Raw genomic sequence first — 15,760 nt, 5'->3', positions numbered from 1 at the left:
AGGCATCTGCCGATGGTCAAGACTGCCATCGCCGCACTCGCCGTCGCGTTCGTCATCTTCTACATCATGACCTCGCCGGACCAGGCAGCCGACATGGTCCGAGGCCTCGGCCACCTGACGAAGCACGTCGCCAACGGTGTCGGGGACTTCCTCGACAAGCTCTCCTCCTAGCCGCGCGGTGCCGGCCTTCCTGCCCTCCGAACTGCCGGTGCGCGCCAGCACCCGGCATCACTGGATCGTGCTCCTGCGGCCACCGTCGAAAGTCTTCGCCGTCGCCATGCTGGTCCTGCTGCTCGCCGCGATCGCCAAGCCGAACCCGATGACGTGGTTCTTCCTGCTGCTCCTCGTGAGCCTCGGGTTCCTGCGCTGGCAGACGTGGCGGGCCGAACGGATCATCCTCACCGGCAAGCGGATCATCCGCGTCCAGGGCGTCCCCGAGACGACCAGCACCGAGGCATCGCTGCGGGTCGATCGCATCTCCGGGGCCCGCCTCGTCGAGACCGTGCCTGGCAAGATTCTGGGCTACGGCACCATCGAGCTCGAGGCTCCGGGCGATCACCCCGGCGTGCGGCGGCTGCGGCGCATCGCCCAGCCCAAGAACTTCTATCTGCAACTACGGGGCGTGCTCCTCGGCGAGCCGCACCGGCCCGACCCCGACGACGGCCTGATCGACGGCGAGTACATCACCGAACCGCTGCCCTACCTGCCCACCGCCCCGTATTCGCGCACCGACAGGAACCCCTTCGTCCGGCGTCGCGGCTGACGATGCGCATCGACCTCCACACGCACAGCACCGCCTCCGACGGAACCGACACCCCCGCCCAGCTCATGGCAGCGGCCGCGCGAGCCGCACTCGACGTCGTCGCCATCACCGACCACGACACGACCGCCGGCTGGGACGAAGCGCTCGCCGCCCGGCCGGCCGGGTTGACCGTCGTACCTGGCGTCGAGTTCTCCTGCGTGCACCTCGACGGTGAAGGACGGCGCATCAGCCTGCATCTGCTGGCCTACCTGGTGGACCCCAACGACCCGCCGATCCGGGCCGAATGGCAGCGGTTGCGCGACAGCCGCCGGGTGCGGGGACGGACCATGGTCGAGAACCTGGCCGCCGACGGCTACCCGGTCACCTGGGAGCAGGTCAGCGGACTGGCGGCCGGCGGCTCGGTCGGTCGTCCGCACATCGGCCGCGCGCTCGTCGAGTCCGGAGTCGTTCCCGACGTCGACGCCGCGTTTCGCGACCTGCTGTCCTCCCGTCGGCCCTACTACGTGCGCAAGCCGGACACCGACGTGTTCGAGGCCATCCGGCTCATCCGAGCGGCCGGCGGGTTGCCCGTCTTCGCGCATCCGATCGCGCGGCGGCGCGGTCCCGTCGTGTTCGACGAGACGGTGGCGGCGATGGCCGCCGCCGGAATGATCGGCCTCGAGGTCGATCACCCCGACCACGAGCCCGACGACCGCGCTCACGCGGCCGCCCTGGCCCGGGACCTCGGTCTGATCGCCACGGGCTCGTCGGACTACCACGGCACGAACAAGCCGACGCCGATCGGCGCCCGGTTGACCGACCCGGCGGCGTTCGAGGAACTCCTCGCGCACTCGACCGCCCGGCGGCCCATCGGGGACTCCAGTGGCAGGTGAACAACTGTCGGCCGGGCCGCATACCGTGGCTCCCGTGACCGAACAGCTCACCCTCGGCTCGATGCCGACGCGACTGTTCTCGTGCACCCCGTCCCGCCTGGCGGCGTTCGACTGCCCGCGTCGCTACCGGTTCACCTACGTCGACCGGCCACCACCGCCGCGGGGCGCCCCGTGGGCCCACAACATGGTGGGAGCGACGGCGCACCTGGCCCTGGCCAAGTGGTGGCTGCTGCCACTGTCCCAGCGCACCCCGGACGCCGGCGCGGAACTGGTCGAGCGCAACTGGCAGAACGTCGGCTTTCGCGATGACGCGCAGTCGCTCGAGGCGTGCCTGAACACCGCAGCGTGGGTGCGCCAGTACCTCGGATCGGTCGATCCCCGGGTTGAGCCCATCGGTGTCGAACGCACCGTGGCCACCCGCACCGAGCGACTCGCGGTCTCCGGCCGGGTCGACCGGGTCGACGACCGCGGCGACGAGCTGGTCGTCGTCGACTACAAGACGGGCCGCCGCGAGCTGGACGGCGACGACGCCCGCGGATCGCTGGCGCTGGCGCTCTACGTCCTCGGCGTCCGCCGCACGCTGCGCCGGCCCTGCAGCACGGTCGAGCTGCACCATCTGCCGAGCGGCACGGTGTCGTCCTTCGAACACACCGACGCGTCGTTGCAGCGCCACCTCGACAGGGCCGAGAGCACGGCTGAGGACATCGTTACGGCCACCGACACCCTGGCCGCGGGGGCCGATCCCGACGACGTGTTCCCGGCCGCCCCCTCCAACGCCTGCGCGTGGTGCGACTTCCGGCGGCACTGCCCGGAGGGACGGGCGACCTCGCCCGAACTCGACTCCTGGGCCGGGCTGGGACAGCCGGGGGGCCAGTGAGGTTCGTCGAACGCAGCCGCTCAGCCGAGCCAGAACTCGGTGAGCACGGCAACCGTGCCTTCGGCGTTCTCGACCGCCGGGGAGTGCGCCGCATCCGGGATCACGGCGTAGCGCGCATCGAGCCGCTCGGCCATGTCGAGCTGCACGGCCGGCAGCCACGCATCGTCGTCGGTCCCGTGCGCCACGAGCACCGGCACCGCGGTCGCCCGTAGCTCGGCGACCCGGTCAGGCTCGGATCGCAAGGCGTCGGCCATGCCCTTCAGCATCTCGGGCGAGCTACCGAGGAATCGCCGCTCGAGGAAGTCGGCGAGATCCGGGTCGGGGGCCACGAAGTGGGGATCACCGATTGCTGCGGCCTGCATCGCCGCGTAGACGCCGGGCAGTCCGGCCGAAGCCAGCACCGGGTCGAGCTGGTCGATGGTCACCCGCCGGGTGCCCTCGAGCGCCGCCGGACCGGACGACAGCAGCACGAGCGACTCGAACAGCGCCGGCTCGGAGATCACTGCCGCCCGCGCGACCAGACCGCCGAAGGAGTGCCCGACCAACAGCGTGCGCGGCCCAAGCCGCCGGGCCACCTCCCGCACGTAAGGGGCCAAGCCGTCGGGCGTGTAGTCGCCGCCCGGAGGGAGGCCAGGGGACTCGAACTGGCCGGGCAGATCGATGCTGGTGACGAGCAGACCCGTGGCGGCGAGCGGATCGAGGATCGGCCCGAAGTCTTCCTTGCTGCCCGTGTAGCCGGGCAACAGCAGCACGGGCCGTCCGTCGGTCGGGCCGACCTGCAGCGCGGCGATGCGCTGATCGGGAAGCTCGAAGGCGAGGCGTCGGGCGGCGCCCACGTCCAGCTGGGACACCACGGTCACGCCCTCATTCCGTTCGGCCAGCACGGTCGCCAGGCTTAGGTTCGCGCCGCTTGGTTCGCTCACTTGTACGCCTCGACTCCGTTCGCCCCGCCGACGACGAAGCCGGAACCCAGCGGCCAAACGACGCTGCCCGGCGCCGGCGTGTCCACCGTGAACGCGGTGCGCACTCGGCCGTTGTGCCCATTGAGTACCGCGATACCGCCGGCGGACGAGACCGTGATGCGGGCGTCGGCCAGCGCCGGATCGCCCTGGCCGGTCGACGAGACCACGGTGGGCACGGACGAGGTCGCCCGCGACCACAGCGGCCGGACCGCATTCGTCTGGACCACGTAGGTCCGGCCGGCCAGCCAGACGAATTCGGCGTCGGCGGCGGCCACCGCAGTCGGAGTGCCCGTGACGCCGGCGCCGGCGGCCAATGGCAGCCGGCGCATCAGCGTGCCCTTGCCGGTGTCGAGCATGTGCAGAGCGACCCCGCCGGGCTCGGCGGTCAGCACGACCTGGTCGGCGGCAACGGGCAGAGTGGCGCCCTCGGCGATCAGCCATTTGATCTTGTCGGGATTGTCCTTCGAGTCGTCCTCGCGACCGGTCGAGCCGTCGCGGAGGAAGATCTGGGCACCGGGCCGGCAGAACTTCTGCGTTCCGCATCGGACCCGCGGCGAGCAGGTCTGACTGATGAGGGCGCCGGCCGAGCCGAGCACCGCCCCACGGATGTGGCAGGCGTCGCGGTGGTAGGTCCACCGGTTGTAGCCGGTGACCGGGTCGATCGCGTAGATCGCCAGGCCTGTGGTGATCATGTACGTGGACGTCGTCGGCTGGAAGGCGGGTCGCCCGTTCACGGGCAGCCCGTCGAAGTCGAGGGTTCGGGTCCAGCGCCGGCTGCCGGTGCTCGAGTAGAACGCGTCGAGTTCGTCGCAGTTGCCGCGGTTCTCGAAGGCGGCGATGGTCGTCCCGGCCGTCTGCCCGACGGCGCAGATCGTGCGGTCGGTGCGCGTGTAGGTCCAGGTGCGCGCGCCGGTGCGAGCATTGCGCCCGCCCACCGTGTGGTCGGAGAAGGTGATGACCGTTCCGCCCCATTGGGGGACGCCGTCGGCGAGCCGGTCACTGGTGCGCCACGCCGGTTGCAGGGTCGCCGAGGGCGGCGCGAGCGCGAGATTGGGCGGCCCGGGCCGGAACCGGTGCAGCGTGGCGTGCGAGACCTCGCCGCGCGACCACGCGACGCCGACAACCGTGCCCACCGCCGCCAGCAGCACGGCGAGGACGGTGACGTAGACGATCCGGCGGTGGCGCAGGTCGGCGCGGTACCGGCCGAGCGCGGCATCCGAGCGCGTCGGCGTCGCCGCCGCCGCAGCGTCCGGTCCGGCCCCGAGCGGCCGGGCGCCGTCGGCGCCGCCGGCCGGGTCCTCCGGTGCGGAGGTGGCCGCCGTCGGTTCAGTCACGCGTCAATCCTGGCCTACGCCGGGATTCAGTCAGTAAGGGGCGCGCCGTCGCCGGATCCACTGGTCTCGGCGCCGGTGTCGGCGCCGGCCGGCCGGGCGCGGCCGCGGGACCCCCGCCGGCGACGGCGATTGCGCGCCGCGCCCTCGCCCGCCTCCGAAGGTGCGTCACCGGCAGGGGCGCCGGACGGCGCACTGCTCGCTTTCGCCTCCGCGTCGAGTGGCTGCCCGGAACGCGTGCGCGTGCGGTTGCGACTGCGGGCCGGGCGTTCGGGGCGTTCCGTCCGCTCGGGGCGGTCGCCACGGTCGCGCACCGGCCCGGATCCGGAACGACCGCCTGAGCGCCCACCGGCGTCGCGCCGGCTGTCGCTGCGGCCGCCGCGCGCCGACGGGCCGCCGAGATCTTCGAGCTCCTCGGCGTCCAGCCCGGCGCGGGTGCGGTCACCGCGCGGCAACGTCCCCTTCGTCCCCTCGGGGATGTCGAGCTCGAGGTAGACGTGCGGCGACGTGGAGTACGTCTCGACCGGCTCATGGAAGGGCAGCTCGAGTTCGTCGCAGATGAGCTTCCACCGCGGCATGTCGTCCCAGTCGACGAAGGTGACCGAGCTGCCCCGCTTGCCGGCCCGGGCGGTGCGCCCGATGCGGTGCACGTAGGTCATCGCGTCCTCGGGAGCCTGGTAGTTCACCACATGGGTGATGCCGTCGACGTCCAGCCCGCGGGCGGCGACATCGGTGGCGACCAGCACATCGACCTTGCCGGAGCGGAACGCGCGAAGCGCCTGCTCGCGCGCGCCCTGGCCGAGGTCGCCGTGGATGGCCGCCGCAGCGAACCCGCGGTCGGCCAGATCGTCGGCCACCTTCGCCGCCGTGCGCTTCGTCCGCGTGAAGATCAGCGCGAGCCCACGCCCGCGGGCCTGCAGGACGCGGCTGAGCAGCTCGGCCTTGTCCATCGCGTGGGCCCGGTAGGCGAACTGGTCGACGTGGGAGGTGCTCGGCTTCTCGCTGCCCTGCTCGGCCCGGATCTGGATGGGCTGAATCAGGAACTGGCGGGCCAGCGCGACGATCGGTCCGGGCATGGTGGCCGAGAACAGCATGGTCTGCCGCGCGGCCGGCACCATGGCCAGCAGCTTCTCGATGTCGGGCAGGAACCCGAGGTCGAGCATCTCGTCCGCCTCGTCGAGCACGAGGATCCGCGCAGACGAGAGCTTCAGATGCCCTTGCTGGGCCAGGTCGAGCAGCCGCCCGGGCGTGCCGACGATGACGTCGACCCCCTTCTTCAGCTGTTCGATCTGCGGCTCGTATGCGCGGCCGCCGTAGATGGTCAGCACGCGCGCACCGAGCCGCTTTCCGGCCTGGGCGACGTCGGCGGAGACCTGCACGGCCAGTTCCCGGGTCGGCGCGATCACGAGCGCCTGGGGCAGCGCGCCGGCGCCGCCGGGGAGTTCCAGCCGGTTGAGCAGGGGGACGCCGAACCCTAACGTCTTGCCGGTGCCGGTGCGGGCCTGCCCGATCAAGTCGTTGCCGGCCAGCGCGATCGGCAGGGTGAGTTCCTGGATCGCGAACGTCCGGGTGATCCCGACGTCCTCGAGGGCCTGGACGATCTCCGGCTTGATGTCGAACTCGCTGAAGGCCGGGCTGTCCTCGCGAACCGGCGCGCGGGCAGCCAGGGGAGCGGGCGGCTCGGGCGTCACCACCGTCTCCGGCAGATCGGTGCGGTGGTCCACCTCGGCGGGCGAGAGCGTGGTCAGTTCTTCGGTCATGCGCTTCCTCAGTACGGGTGCGCCGACCGGCTTTCGAGAGATCGTGCGCCTGCGACCCGCATGGAGAGGGAGGCGCCAGAGTAGGTGGTCAACGCGCAGATTCGTGATGCTTTCACCCTGAGTCTATCCGGACGGCCAGATAGCCTGCGGGCGTGCCGTCCTCCGATGCCGTTGTCGACCTGCTCGGCGCTCTCGCCTACGGCGAGCTGAGCGCGTTCGGCCACCTCGCCGACGACGCGGGACTAGCGCCGACGCTGGCCGGCCGGGCGCAGATGTCGGCCATGGCGGCCTTCGAGTTCGGGCACTACCAGTGCCTGGCCGACCGGCTGGTCGAGCTCGGCACCGCCCCCGAGATCGCGATGGCGCCCTTCGTCGCCGCGCTGGAGACGTATCACTCGCTCACCAAGCCCTCCACCTGGCTGGAGAGCGTGGTCAAGGCCTACGTCGGGGACGGCATGGCCGCCGACTTCTACCGTGAGGTCGCCGCCTTGGTCGACGACGGGACGGCGGAGCTCATCCGCGACGTCCTCACCGACGCCGGCCGCGCCGAGTTCGCCGTCCGTGAGGTCGAGGCGGCTGTGGCCGAGCAGCCGGCGATCGCCGGCCGGCTCGCGCTCTGGGGCCGGCGGCTGGTCGGCGAGGCGCTCAGCCAGACGCAGCACGTGCTGGCCGACCGCGACTCGCTCATGCTGTTGCTCGTCGAGGGCACCGGCGATCTCACGGGCGTGGCCGGGCTGATCAGTCGGATCACCGACCGGCACGCGGAGCGGATGACCGCCTTGGGGCTTGCCGGCTGACTTCCGGCTGTTTCCGGTACTCGACGTCCCGGGTACTATTCGATCACCCCAACCCCCCGGGAGTCTTCGCAATGCGCCTCAACCTGCCCCTGCTCGCTCTCGGTACGGCGCTGACGGCGGCGCTGACGACCCTGATCGCGGTCCCCGGCGCCGGCGCCGCGACCGCGTACCCGGTCACCTACAACGTGGCCGCCGCCAACGGCGTCATGGCCGACCCGAGCGCCCCGCCGGCCGGCGCCAACGACTTCTCCTGCCAGCCGAGCGCCGCGCATCCGCATCCCGTCGTCCTCGTCCACGGGCTGGGGGCGACGATGGGCGAGAACTGGGCGACCATGTCGCCCCTGCTCGCCGACAACGGCTACTGCGTATTCGCGCTGACCTACGGACGCAATGCCGACAACCCCTACGTCGGTGGCGTGATGAAGATGGAGGACAGCAGCGCCGAGCTCGCGACGTTCGTCGACCGGGTCCTCGCCGCCACCGGCGCCGACAAGGTCGATCTCGTCGGCCATTCCGAGGGTACGGTGATGCCGCAGTACTACCTCAAGTTCCGCGGGGGCGCGGCCAAGGTCGACAAATACGTCGCCATCACCCCGATCTACCGGGGCACGACGTTGCTGGGGATCGGTGCGCTGATCACCGCGATGGAGACGGCGTTCCCGCAATACGCCGGCCCGCTGTCGAGCGGTTTCGACCAGGACTGCGGATCGTGCCAGGAGTTCCTCGCCGGCTCACCGTTCCTGACGAACCTCTACGCCGACGGGGTCTACGCGGTCCCTGGTGTCACCTACACGACGATCATGACCCGCTACGACGAGCTGGTGACGCCGTACACCTCGGGCCGTCTCAGCGCGCCGAACGCGACGAACATCGTGGTCCAGGACCAGTGCCCCATCGATCTGGCCGAGCACGTCGCGGTCGCGTTCGACCCGACCGTCGCCCAGGACACGCTCAACGCGCTCGACCCGGCGCACCCGCTGCCGGTGCCGTGCCGGCTGGTGCTTCCGATGGTCGGCGCTCCCGCGGGCTGATCGCTCTGGACGGATCGTCCTCAGGTGTTGGAGAAGCCCACCCGGCGCACATCCGCCTGGGCGATGTCGACATAGGCCACGAGGTTCGCCGGAACGATGACCTTGCGGCCCCGATCGTCGGTCAGCACGAGCTGGCCGTCGACGCTCTTGAGCGCGGCCGCGACGAGTTCCTGCACCTCGTCGGGGGTCTGCGGGCTGTCCACCACGATCTCGCGAGCGGTGTGCAGCACGCCGATCTTGACCTCCACGCCTGACCTCCTGGTATTTCTCGCTCGCGGCGCTCGCCGCGGTGTCGTGGACGTCAACGCTAGTCGAGGACGATGCGTGCCCTCGTCGCACCCGCTGCGCCGAGAGCGAACGGCGGTCGCTGTGACGAGTCAGGGCTGGCGCGGGAAGTTCGAGATGCCTCGCCAGAGCAGGGACTCGAGCAGGTGGATCGCGTCCTCCTGCGCCACCGGGCGGTCGCTGGCGAGCCACCACCGCGCCGCCACCTGGGCGGCGCCGGTGAGCGCGGTCGCGAGCAGCTGGGCCTCCGCCGTGCTCAGGCCGGTGTCGGAGGCCACCGTGTCGGCGACGGCCAACATCGTCTTCTCGGTGACCGATTCGACGCGCTGGCGCACGGCCGGCTCGTTGACCAGATCGCTCTCGAAGATCAGGCGGAAGGCGCCGTCGTGGTCGGAACGGTCGACGAACCCGAAATAGGCCGACAGCACCCCGTGGATTCGCTGGTGGTTGTCGGTGGTGCCGGCGAGGGCGGCGATGACGGTGTCGGCCAGGGCCTCGGCCTGGGTGTCGAGGAGCGCGAGGTACAGCTCGAGCTTGCCCGGAAAGTGCTGATAGAGAACCGGCTTGGAGACACCGGCCCGCTCCGCAATGTCGTCCATGGCCGCCTGGTGGTAGCCATTGGCCACGAAGACCTCCTGCGCCGCGGCGAGCAGCTGCTTGCGGCGCGCCGAGCGGGGCAGCCGGCCGCCTCGGCCCATCTCGGAGCCCATCTCTGCATCGGCAGCGCGCGACACGACACCTCCCCACCCGATCCGCGGTCATTCAGGTCGCGAAGCCTACTCGTCGGTCACCATGGCAGCCCGGACGCGGACCCGGTTCGCGTCGTCCAGGGCGCCCGCGAACAGATCGCCGTACTCGTCCACCCGGTCCAAGACCTCGCCGGCGGTGAACGACAGGTGCCCGCCCGTCGCCACCTCGTCCCACGTCAGCGGCGTCGACACGGTGGGATCGGCCTTCGCCCGCAGCGAGTACGGCGCGACGGTCGTCTTGGCCGGATTGTTCTGACTCCAATCCACAAAGATCTTGTCCGGCCGCAGCGCCTTGGCCATCCGGGAGACGACCAGCTCAGGCATCGCCTTCTCGAGCCGCTTGGCCACGGAATGGGCGTACTTCGACGTCAGCTCGGGATCGTCGACCTCGACCGGCGCGCTGACCTGCATCCCCTTCGAGCCCGACGTCTTCGGGAACGGCGTCAACCCGTCGGCCTCGAGCACGTACCGCAGCTGCGCGGCGACCTCGCAGCACTCGGCGATGGTCGCCGGTGGTCCCGGGTCCAGGTCGAAGACGACGAGGTCGGTGCGCGGCTTGCGGGCGCGGCGCGGAACCCGCCACTGCGGCACGTGCAGCTCGAGGGCGGCCAGATTGGCCAGCCACACCAGGGTGGGCAGGCCCTCAACGATCACGAAGTCGATCGTCTCGCGATTCTTCGTCGAGCCCGGGACGGGGAGGGTGATGGTGCGGACCCAGTCGGGTGTCCCGCGGGGTGCGTTCTTCTCGAAGAAGAAATGCTGGTCGACGCCGTTGGGATAGCGCTTCACCGTCAACGGCCGGTCGGCGAGGTGCGGCAGCAGGACGGGGGCGATCCGGCTGTAGTAGTCGATGATCTCGCCCTTGCTGAACCCGGCCTCCGGATAGAGCACCTTCGGCAGGTTGGACAGCGTGAGGTGCCGCCCATCGACGTCCACGGTCACTTTGGTCTTGCCGGCGCTCTTCTCAGCCATCGCCCCTCGCCTGTTCGATCTGCTTGTCGCTTCGTACCCCGCGAAAGACCGGCTGGCGCAGCCGCCCGTCGTCGGTCCAGGCCGAGAACTCGACCTCGACGACGACCGCGGGCTCGACCCAGCGCAGCCGCCGGCCCCGGATCGGTGGCGGGACGCCGGCGACCGGGGCCGTGTCCCGTTCGGTCAGCAGCGCCTTCAGCTGCGCGGCCACCCGGCCGGCCAGCCCGCTGCCGACCCGCCCGGCGTAGCGCAGCCCCTCGTCGGTGACCATCCCGAGGACCAGAGAGCTGAGCGAGTTGGGGTGCTCGGGCGCGGCTTCCCAACCGATGACCCCGAAGTCGCCGGCGCGGACGAAGCGCAGCTTGCGCCACTCGTCGCTGCGTCCCGGCCGGTACGGCGACGTGATGCGCTTGGCTACCACGCCCTCGAGCCCGTTGGCGCGGGCCACGGCCTCGGTGGCCGGCCCGTCGTCGAACGACGGGCTGAGCGTCCAGCCGTCGTGCTCGGCCGCGAATCGCTCCAGGGTGGCCCGTCGCTCGGTGTACGGGCGTGAGGTGAGGTCGACGCCGAAGCGGCGCAGCAGGTCGAACGCCACGTAGGTGACCGGGCAGTCGGCTGCTGCGCGAGCGACATCGGCCTTGCCGCGCAGATGCATCCGCGTCTGCAGCCGGCCGAAGGACGGGACGCCGTCGACGAAGGCGACGATCTCACCGTCGAGGAGTGCATCGCCGACGCCGGCAGCCTGGGCGATCAGCTCCGGATAGCCGGCGCTGACGTCGTTCCCGGCCCGGCTGACCAGCCGCACACCGCGCTCCGAGACGTCCAAGAGGGTGCGGACACCGTCCCACTTGAACTCGTAGGCCCACCCCTCCCCGGACGGCAATCTGGAAACCGCGGTGGCGAGCATCGGATCCACCGTCCAAACTTAGGCGCATGCGTTCGATCTGGAAGGGCAGCGTTTCGTTCGGCCTGGTCAGTATCGGCGTCAAGCTCTACTCGGCCACCGAGGAGCGGGACGTCAGTTTCCACCAGGTCCGGCGCAGCGACGGGGCACGCATCCGCTACAAGCGGATCGCCGAGACCGACGGTGAGGAGGTCGCGTACTCCGACATCGCCAAGGGCTACGTCCTGCCCAGCGGGGAGACCGTCGTCCTCACCGACGAGGACTTCGCCGACCTGCCGCTGCCCAGCGCGCGGGTCGTCGACGTCATGCAGTTCGTGCCGGTCGAGCAGATCGATCCGATCTACTTCAACAAGAGCTACTACCTCGAGCCGGAGAAGACGGCGATCAAGCCGTACGTCCTGCTGCGCGACGCGCTCGAGGAGAGCGAGACCGCGGGTCTGGTCAAGGTCGCGATCCGCAACCGGGAGCAGCTGGCGACGCTACGGGTCCGCGACGGCGTCATCGTGCTCGAGACCATGATCTGGCCCGACGAGGTGCGCGAGCCGGACTTCGGGTTCCTGGACGACGACATCGACCTGCGCCCGCAGGAGCAGACGATGGCCCGCTCGCTGCTCGAGAGCATGGCCGGTGACTTCGACCCGACCCAGTACACCGACGACTACCGCGCCGCCCTGCAGAGTGTCATCGGGGCCAAGATCGAGGGCCGGGAGATCGTCGAGACCGAAGAGGCGCAGCCCACCGCGGGCAACGTCGTCGACTTGATGTCGGCCCTGCGCGCGTCGGTCGAGGCCGCGAAGCAGAGCCGCGGCGAGGGCGGCGCCGCCCCGAAGAAGGCCGCCGCCACGAAGGCTCCGGCGAAGAAAGCCGCCGCGACGAAGGCTTCGGCGAAGAAGGCGGCGCCGGCGCAGAAGACCGAGAAGGCGGCCAAGGCACCGGCGAAGAAGACCCAGAAGGCGGCGACCGCCTCCAAGACCGCCGCCAAGAAGGCTACGGCGAAGAAGGCGGCGCCCAGGAAGACCGCCTGACCGGCCCTACCTGAGCCCTACCTAAGGTGGGAGGATGCCGAAACCGCCGTCGCGCCAGGCTCCGCCCGCCCGGCTGTCCGACGCGGACCTCCTCCCCGTCGACGAGTCGGTGCACATCTGGCCCGGGCATCACGTCGAGGTGGGCCGGTCCCGCGTCCACATCCGGACCACCCCCACCGACAACCCCGACGCCGAACCGGCACTGTTCGTCCACGGTCTCGGCGGTTCGGCGCACAACTGGACGGACCTGGCCGGGGTCTTGCGCCACCATCTGGCGGTCGAGGCGATCGACCTGCCCGGGCACGGGCGGTCGGCGCCCGCGCCGGGCAAGAAGTACTCCCTCGATGCGCACGCCGAAGTGGTCATCGCCTACCTCGAGCAGTCCGGGCGTGGCGCGGTGCACCTGGGCTCCAACTCGTTGGGCGGAGCGGTCGCCGTCCGCGTCGCGGCCCGGCGCACCGACCTCGTCCGGACGCTGACCCTCATCTCACCGGCCGTGCCGGACAATCGGATCCGCGCGTTCCCGCTGCGCAGCGACCCGCGCACGGTCGTCCTCGGCGTCCCCGGTCTCGGCGAGCTCGCCCTGCGCTACATGAATTCGAAGTACTCGCCCGAGCAGCGCGTCGCCGGCACGATCGCCCTCTGCTTCGCCGACCCGAGCCGCTATCCGAAGGCGCGGCGCAATGAGGCGGTCGAGGAACTGCGGGCGCGTCTCAAGATGCCGTGGGCCGACAGGGCATTCCTGCGGTCCATGCGCGGGCTGGCGGTGGCCCAGTTCCTCAAGGCACGGGTCGGCTGGGCGACCCTACGCAAGATCGAGGCGCCGACCCTCGTGGTCTGGGGGGACAAAGACCGGCTGGTGGCGCCGGACCTCGCGCCGTACGTCGCCGCGGCCATTCCGGACTCGCGGCTGCTGGTGCTCGAGAACGTCGGGCACACGGCGATGATGGAGGTTCCGGACGTCACCGCCCGAGCACTGCTCGCCCTCCTCGAGGACACCGCGAAGATCCGGAGCTGACATGCCCCCGTCGCTGCGCGGATTTCAGTGACGTTATGGGAACCTTGCAGACGTGCCGGCTGGTAAGGACCCGACGCGCCAGGGCGCCTCGACGATGACTCGCGAGGAGCGTGACGACGTCGTCCGGGCCCGGCAGGGCGTCCGCCACGCCGGGGTAACGTTCGGCCCGCCGCAACGCCGACGGTCCGTTGCCGCCTCCTGGCACGACTTCGCCGCCCGCTACGGCTGGCGGGCGTACGCCGTGCCTGTCCTTCTCGTCGTGACGATTGCCGCGTTGCTGAGCTCGAACGAGGTCCGCAAGCACGTCATCACCCGGAGCGCCCCGCATCAGAAGGCTGGGCCGCCGGTCGCCTCGGCCAGCTTCACGCTCAAGAACGACGCCGCTGCGGGTCGCATCAACGACAGCGTGCTGAAGGCGGCCGCGCTGCCCGCGGGGCCGGTGTACACCGTGAAGGGCGCCGGCACGTTCCACGTGCTGAAGGGCACCTCGCCGGTCGTCGGCAAGGGCCACCTGTATCGCTACAGCATCGAGGTCGAGAACGGCATCAAGGACGTCGACCTCACCCAGTACGCGAACCTGGTGGTGACGACCCTCTCGGACCCGCGCAGCTGGTCGGGCCACGGGGTGGCGCTCAAGCGGGTGGACAGCGGCCCGATCGACTTCCGGGTGTCGCTGACGACCTCCATGACCGTACGCAACCTCTGCGGATACGACATCAAGGTCGAGACGTCCTGCTACGCGCCGGCCGGGGGGGTCACGCCGGTGAATCGGGTCGTGTTCAACCTGGCTCGTTGGGTGCGCGGTTCGGCGGCCTATGTGGGCGACCTGGCGACGTACCGGATCTACATGATCAATCACGAGGACGGCCATGCGATGGGGCACCAGCACGCCCACCAGTGCCTGCCCGGCGGCCTGGCGCCCGTGATGATGCAACAGACCTTCGGGCTGCGTTCGGCCTCGACCGGCAAGATCTGCGAGGCCAATCCCTGGCCCTACCCGGCCGCGTCCGCCGGTGCGCCCGGCGCCGAACAGCCCGACACCGCCGCCAACAACGAATTCGGGTTGGGAGACTAAGCGGCGCCCGCCGTGTGTGGCGACGCCGCGGGTTGTTTCGCGGCGGGTCGCCCCGCTGAGCCGCCACCCACCCTGCGTTCACGGGTGTGGGGGACAATGGTCCCTGGAATGCCGCGGCGCGCGCTGCCGTTGTTCCGACAGTCCATAGTCGAGCCCCTGAGGAATTTCTGTGTCTTTGCCGCCGCTCGTGGAACCTGCCGAGTCGCTGACGGTCGATGAGGTCCGCCGATACAGCCGCCACTTGATCATCCCGGACGTCGCGATGATCGGGCAGAAGCGGCTCAAGAACGCCAGGGTGCTGTGTGTCGGCGCCGGTGGGCTCGGCTCGCCCGCCCTGATGTACCTCGCCGCGGCCGGCGTCGGCACCCTCGGCATCGTCGAGTTCGACGTCGTCGACGAGTCCAACCTGCAGCGCCAGATCATCCACGGGCAGAGCGACATCGGCCGGTCCAAGGCCGAATCCGCGCGCGACTCGGTCCTCGAGATCAACCCGCTGGTGACGGTCAACGTCCACGAGACGCGGCTGGACAACGACAACGTCCTCGACATCTTCAGCCAGTACGACCTCATCGTCGACGGCACCGACAACTTCGCCACGCGCTACCTGGTCAACGACGCCTGCGTGCTGCTCGGCAAGCCGTACGTGTGGGGGTCGATCTACCGCTTCGACGGCCAGGTCAGCGTCTTCTGGGACGAGTTCGGCCCCAACTACCGCGACCTGTACCCCGACCCCCCGCCGCCGGGAATGGTCCCGTCCTGCGCCGAGGGTGGCGTCCTCGGCGTGCTGTGCGCGTCCATCGGGTCGGCCATGGTCAACGAGGCGATCAAGCTGATCACCGGTATCGGCGAGACCCTGCTCGGCCGCCTGCTCATCTTCGACGCGCTCGAGATGACGTGGAACGAGGTCAAGATCCGCAAGGATCCCAACGCGCCGAAGATCACCGAGCTCATCGACTACGAGGCGTTCTGCGGCGTCGTCTCCGAAGAGGCCCTGCAGGCCGCCGCCGGGTCGACGATCACCGCCAAGGAGCTCAAGGAGCTGCTCGACTCGGACAAGCCGACCTACCTGGTCGACGTCCGCGAGCCGGCCGAGTGGGAGATCGTGCGGATCCCGGGCGCGACGCTCGTCCCGAAGGACGAGATCCTGCGCGGAGATGCGCTCGCCTCACTGCCGCAGGACAAGCAGATCATCATGTACTGCAAGACGGGCGTGCGATCGGCCGAGACGCTCGCCGCGGTCAAGAACGCCGGGTTCTCCGACGCCGTGCACGTCCAAGGTGGCGTCACCGCGTGGGTCAACCAGGTTGATCAGAGCCTGCCCGTCTACTGACCGGTCCGG

At 70.5% G+C, this 15,760-nt stretch carries 17 protein-coding genes; 10 read left to right on the top strand and 7 right to left on the bottom strand.

The annotated features are described in order from the left end of the window. Positions 1-12 precede the first annotated feature (12 nt). The 4 genes from ABR571_RS06610 (at position 13) to ABR571_RS06595 (ending at position 2,512) form a co-directional block, all read left to right on the top strand. Positions 13-171, top strand: coding sequence for a hypothetical protein (locus ABR571_RS06610; protein ID WP_409452392.1), 159 nt, complete (start codon positions 13-15; stop codon positions 169-171). A gap of 7 nt (positions 172-178) precedes the next feature. After that, on the top strand, positions 179-763 hold the full coding sequence (locus ABR571_RS06605; protein ID WP_409452391.1) for a PH domain-containing protein: 585 nt from the start codon (positions 179-181) through the stop codon (positions 761-763). 2 nt (positions 764-765) lie between these two features. After that, positions 766-1,635 carry a PHP domain-containing protein gene (locus ABR571_RS06600; protein WP_409452390.1) on the top strand — a complete coding sequence of 290 codons (870 nt, stop codon included), beginning with the start codon at positions 766-768 and terminating at the stop codon, positions 1,633-1,635. Positions 1,636-1,696: 61 nt separating this feature from the next. Further along, the gene (locus tag ABR571_RS06595) at positions 1,697-2,512 is read left to right on the top strand and encodes a RecB family exonuclease (RefSeq protein ID WP_409452434.1); all 816 of its coding nucleotides are present in this window, start codon (positions 1,697-1,699) and stop codon (positions 2,510-2,512) included. A 20-nt stretch (positions 2,513-2,532) separates the two neighbouring features. On the opposite strand, the gene ABR571_RS06590 is transcribed toward ABR571_RS06595, so the two are convergent. Genes ABR571_RS06590 through ABR571_RS06580 form a run of 3 tightly spaced genes read right to left on the bottom strand, consistent with a single transcriptional unit; the run spans position 2,533 to position 6,565 of the window. Continuing rightward, positions 2,533-3,435 carry an alpha/beta fold hydrolase gene (locus ABR571_RS06590; RefSeq protein ID WP_409452389.1) on the bottom strand — a complete coding sequence of 301 codons (903 nt, stop codon included), beginning with the start codon at positions 3,433-3,435 and terminating at the stop codon, positions 2,533-2,535. Next, positions 3,432-4,808: a hypothetical protein gene (locus ABR571_RS06585; RefSeq protein ID WP_409452388.1), complete on the bottom strand. Its 1,377-nt coding sequence runs from the start codon at positions 4,806-4,808 to the stop codon at positions 3,432-3,434. The genes ABR571_RS06590 and ABR571_RS06585 overlap by 4 nt, the downstream gene beginning before the upstream one ends. Before the next feature lie 26 nt (positions 4,809-4,834). Continuing rightward, positions 4,835-6,565, bottom strand: a complete 1,731-nt coding sequence (locus tag ABR571_RS06580) for a DEAD/DEAH box helicase (RefSeq protein WP_409452387.1) — start codon at positions 6,563-6,565, stop codon at positions 4,835-4,837. Between the two features lie 152 nt (positions 6,566-6,717). Between ABR571_RS06580 and ABR571_RS06575 the strand changes: the two genes are divergently transcribed. After that, positions 6,718-7,362: a ferritin-like fold-containing protein gene (locus ABR571_RS06575; RefSeq protein ID WP_409452386.1), complete on the top strand. Its 645-nt coding sequence runs from the start codon at positions 6,718-6,720 to the stop codon at positions 7,360-7,362. A 71-nt stretch (positions 7,363-7,433) separates the two neighbouring features. Then, on the top strand, positions 7,434-8,393 hold the full coding sequence (locus ABR571_RS06570; protein WP_409452385.1) for a lipase family alpha/beta hydrolase: 960 nt from the start codon (positions 7,434-7,436) through the stop codon (positions 8,391-8,393). A gap of 20 nt (positions 8,394-8,413) precedes the next feature. Here the strand turns inward: ABR571_RS06570 and ABR571_RS06565 are convergent, their stop codons facing one another. The 4 genes from ABR571_RS06565 to ligD (ABR571_RS06550) form a co-directional block, all read right to left on the bottom strand. Then, positions 8,414-8,641 carry a DUF3107 domain-containing protein gene (locus ABR571_RS06565; protein ID WP_409452384.1) on the bottom strand — a complete coding sequence of 76 codons (228 nt, stop codon included), beginning with the start codon at positions 8,639-8,641 and terminating at the stop codon, positions 8,414-8,416. Between the two features lie 129 nt (positions 8,642-8,770). Further along, complete coding sequence (locus ABR571_RS06560; RefSeq protein ID WP_409452433.1) at positions 8,771-9,388, bottom strand: TetR/AcrR family transcriptional regulator; 618 nt, start codon at positions 9,386-9,388, stop codon at positions 8,771-8,773. Between the two features lie 66 nt (positions 9,389-9,454). Next, positions 9,455-10,399, bottom strand: coding sequence for a non-homologous end-joining DNA ligase (gene ligD, locus ABR571_RS06555; protein ID WP_409452383.1), 945 nt, complete (start codon positions 10,397-10,399; stop codon positions 9,455-9,457). After that, positions 10,392-11,306 carry a non-homologous end-joining DNA ligase gene (ligD, locus tag ABR571_RS06550; protein ID WP_409452382.1) on the bottom strand — a complete coding sequence of 305 codons (915 nt, stop codon included), beginning with the start codon at positions 11,304-11,306 and terminating at the stop codon, positions 10,392-10,394. Before ligD (ABR571_RS06550) ends, ligD (ABR571_RS06555) begins: the two co-directional genes overlap by 8 nt. A 26-nt stretch (positions 11,307-11,332) precedes the next feature. Here ligD (ABR571_RS06550) and ABR571_RS06545 point away from each other — a divergent pair, with 26 nt between their 5' ends. From ABR571_RS06545 to moeZ, 4 genes are all read left to right on the top strand, one after another. Further along, positions 11,333-12,328, top strand: coding sequence for a Ku protein (locus ABR571_RS06545; RefSeq protein WP_409452381.1), 996 nt, complete (start codon positions 11,333-11,335; stop codon positions 12,326-12,328). Between the two features lie 34 nt (positions 12,329-12,362). Beyond that, positions 12,363-13,346: an alpha/beta fold hydrolase gene (locus tag ABR571_RS06540; protein ID WP_409452380.1), complete on the top strand. Its 984-nt coding sequence runs from the start codon at positions 12,363-12,365 to the stop codon at positions 13,344-13,346. Between the two features lie 52 nt (positions 13,347-13,398). Beyond that, entirely contained in the window at positions 13,399-14,421 is a 1,023-nt protein-coding gene (locus ABR571_RS06535; protein WP_409452379.1) for a DUF3152 domain-containing protein, read from the top strand. A gap of 169 nt (positions 14,422-14,590) precedes the next feature. After that, entirely contained in the window at positions 14,591-15,751 is a 1,161-nt protein-coding gene (gene moeZ / locus ABR571_RS06530; protein ID WP_409452378.1) for an adenylyltransferase/sulfurtransferase MoeZ, read from the top strand. Positions 15,752-15,760: the final 9 nt, after the last annotated feature.

It is taken from the genome of Jatrophihabitans sp. (genome assembly GCF_046262535.1).
Classification (GTDB): domain Bacteria; phylum Actinomycetota; class Actinomycetes; order Mycobacteriales; family Jatrophihabitantaceae; genus Jatrophihabitans.
This window is presented reverse-complemented; position numbering and strand designations above follow the sequence as displayed.

Bases quoted from the DNA above. Each gene is read 5' to 3' on its own strand.
- ABR571_RS06610 (WP_409452392.1), top strand. From the start codon at position 13: ATGGTCAAGACTGCCATCGCCGCACTCGCCGTCGCGTTCGTCATCTTC.
- ABR571_RS06600 (WP_409452390.1), top strand. From the start codon at position 766: ATGCGCATCGACCTCCACACGCACAGCACCGCCTCCGACGGAACCGAC.
- ABR571_RS06595 (WP_409452434.1), top strand. From the start codon at position 1,697: ATGCCGACGCGACTGTTCTCGTGCACCCCGTCCCGCCTGGCGGCGTTC.
- ABR571_RS06580 (WP_409452387.1), bottom strand. From the start codon at position 6,565: ATGACCGAAGAACTGACCACGCTCTCGCCCGCCGAGGTGGACCACCGC.
- ABR571_RS06570 (WP_409452385.1), top strand. From the start codon at position 7,434: ATGCGCCTCAACCTGCCCCTGCTCGCTCTCGGTACGGCGCTGACGGCG.
- ABR571_RS06560 (WP_409452433.1), bottom strand. From the start codon at position 9,388: ATGGGCTCCGAGATGGGCCGAGGCGGCCGGCTGCCCCGCTCGGCGCGC.
- ligD (WP_409452383.1), bottom strand. From the start codon at position 10,399: ATGGCTGAGAAGAGCGCCGGCAAGACCAAAGTGACCGTGGACGTCGAT.
- ligD (WP_409452382.1), bottom strand. From the start codon at position 11,306: ATGCTCGCCACCGCGGTTTCCAGATTGCCGTCCGGGGAGGGGTGGGCC.
- ABR571_RS06545 (WP_409452381.1), top strand. From the start codon at position 11,333: ATGCGTTCGATCTGGAAGGGCAGCGTTTCGTTCGGCCTGGTCAGTATC.
- ABR571_RS06540 (WP_409452380.1), top strand. From the start codon at position 12,363: ATGCCGAAACCGCCGTCGCGCCAGGCTCCGCCCGCCCGGCTGTCCGAC.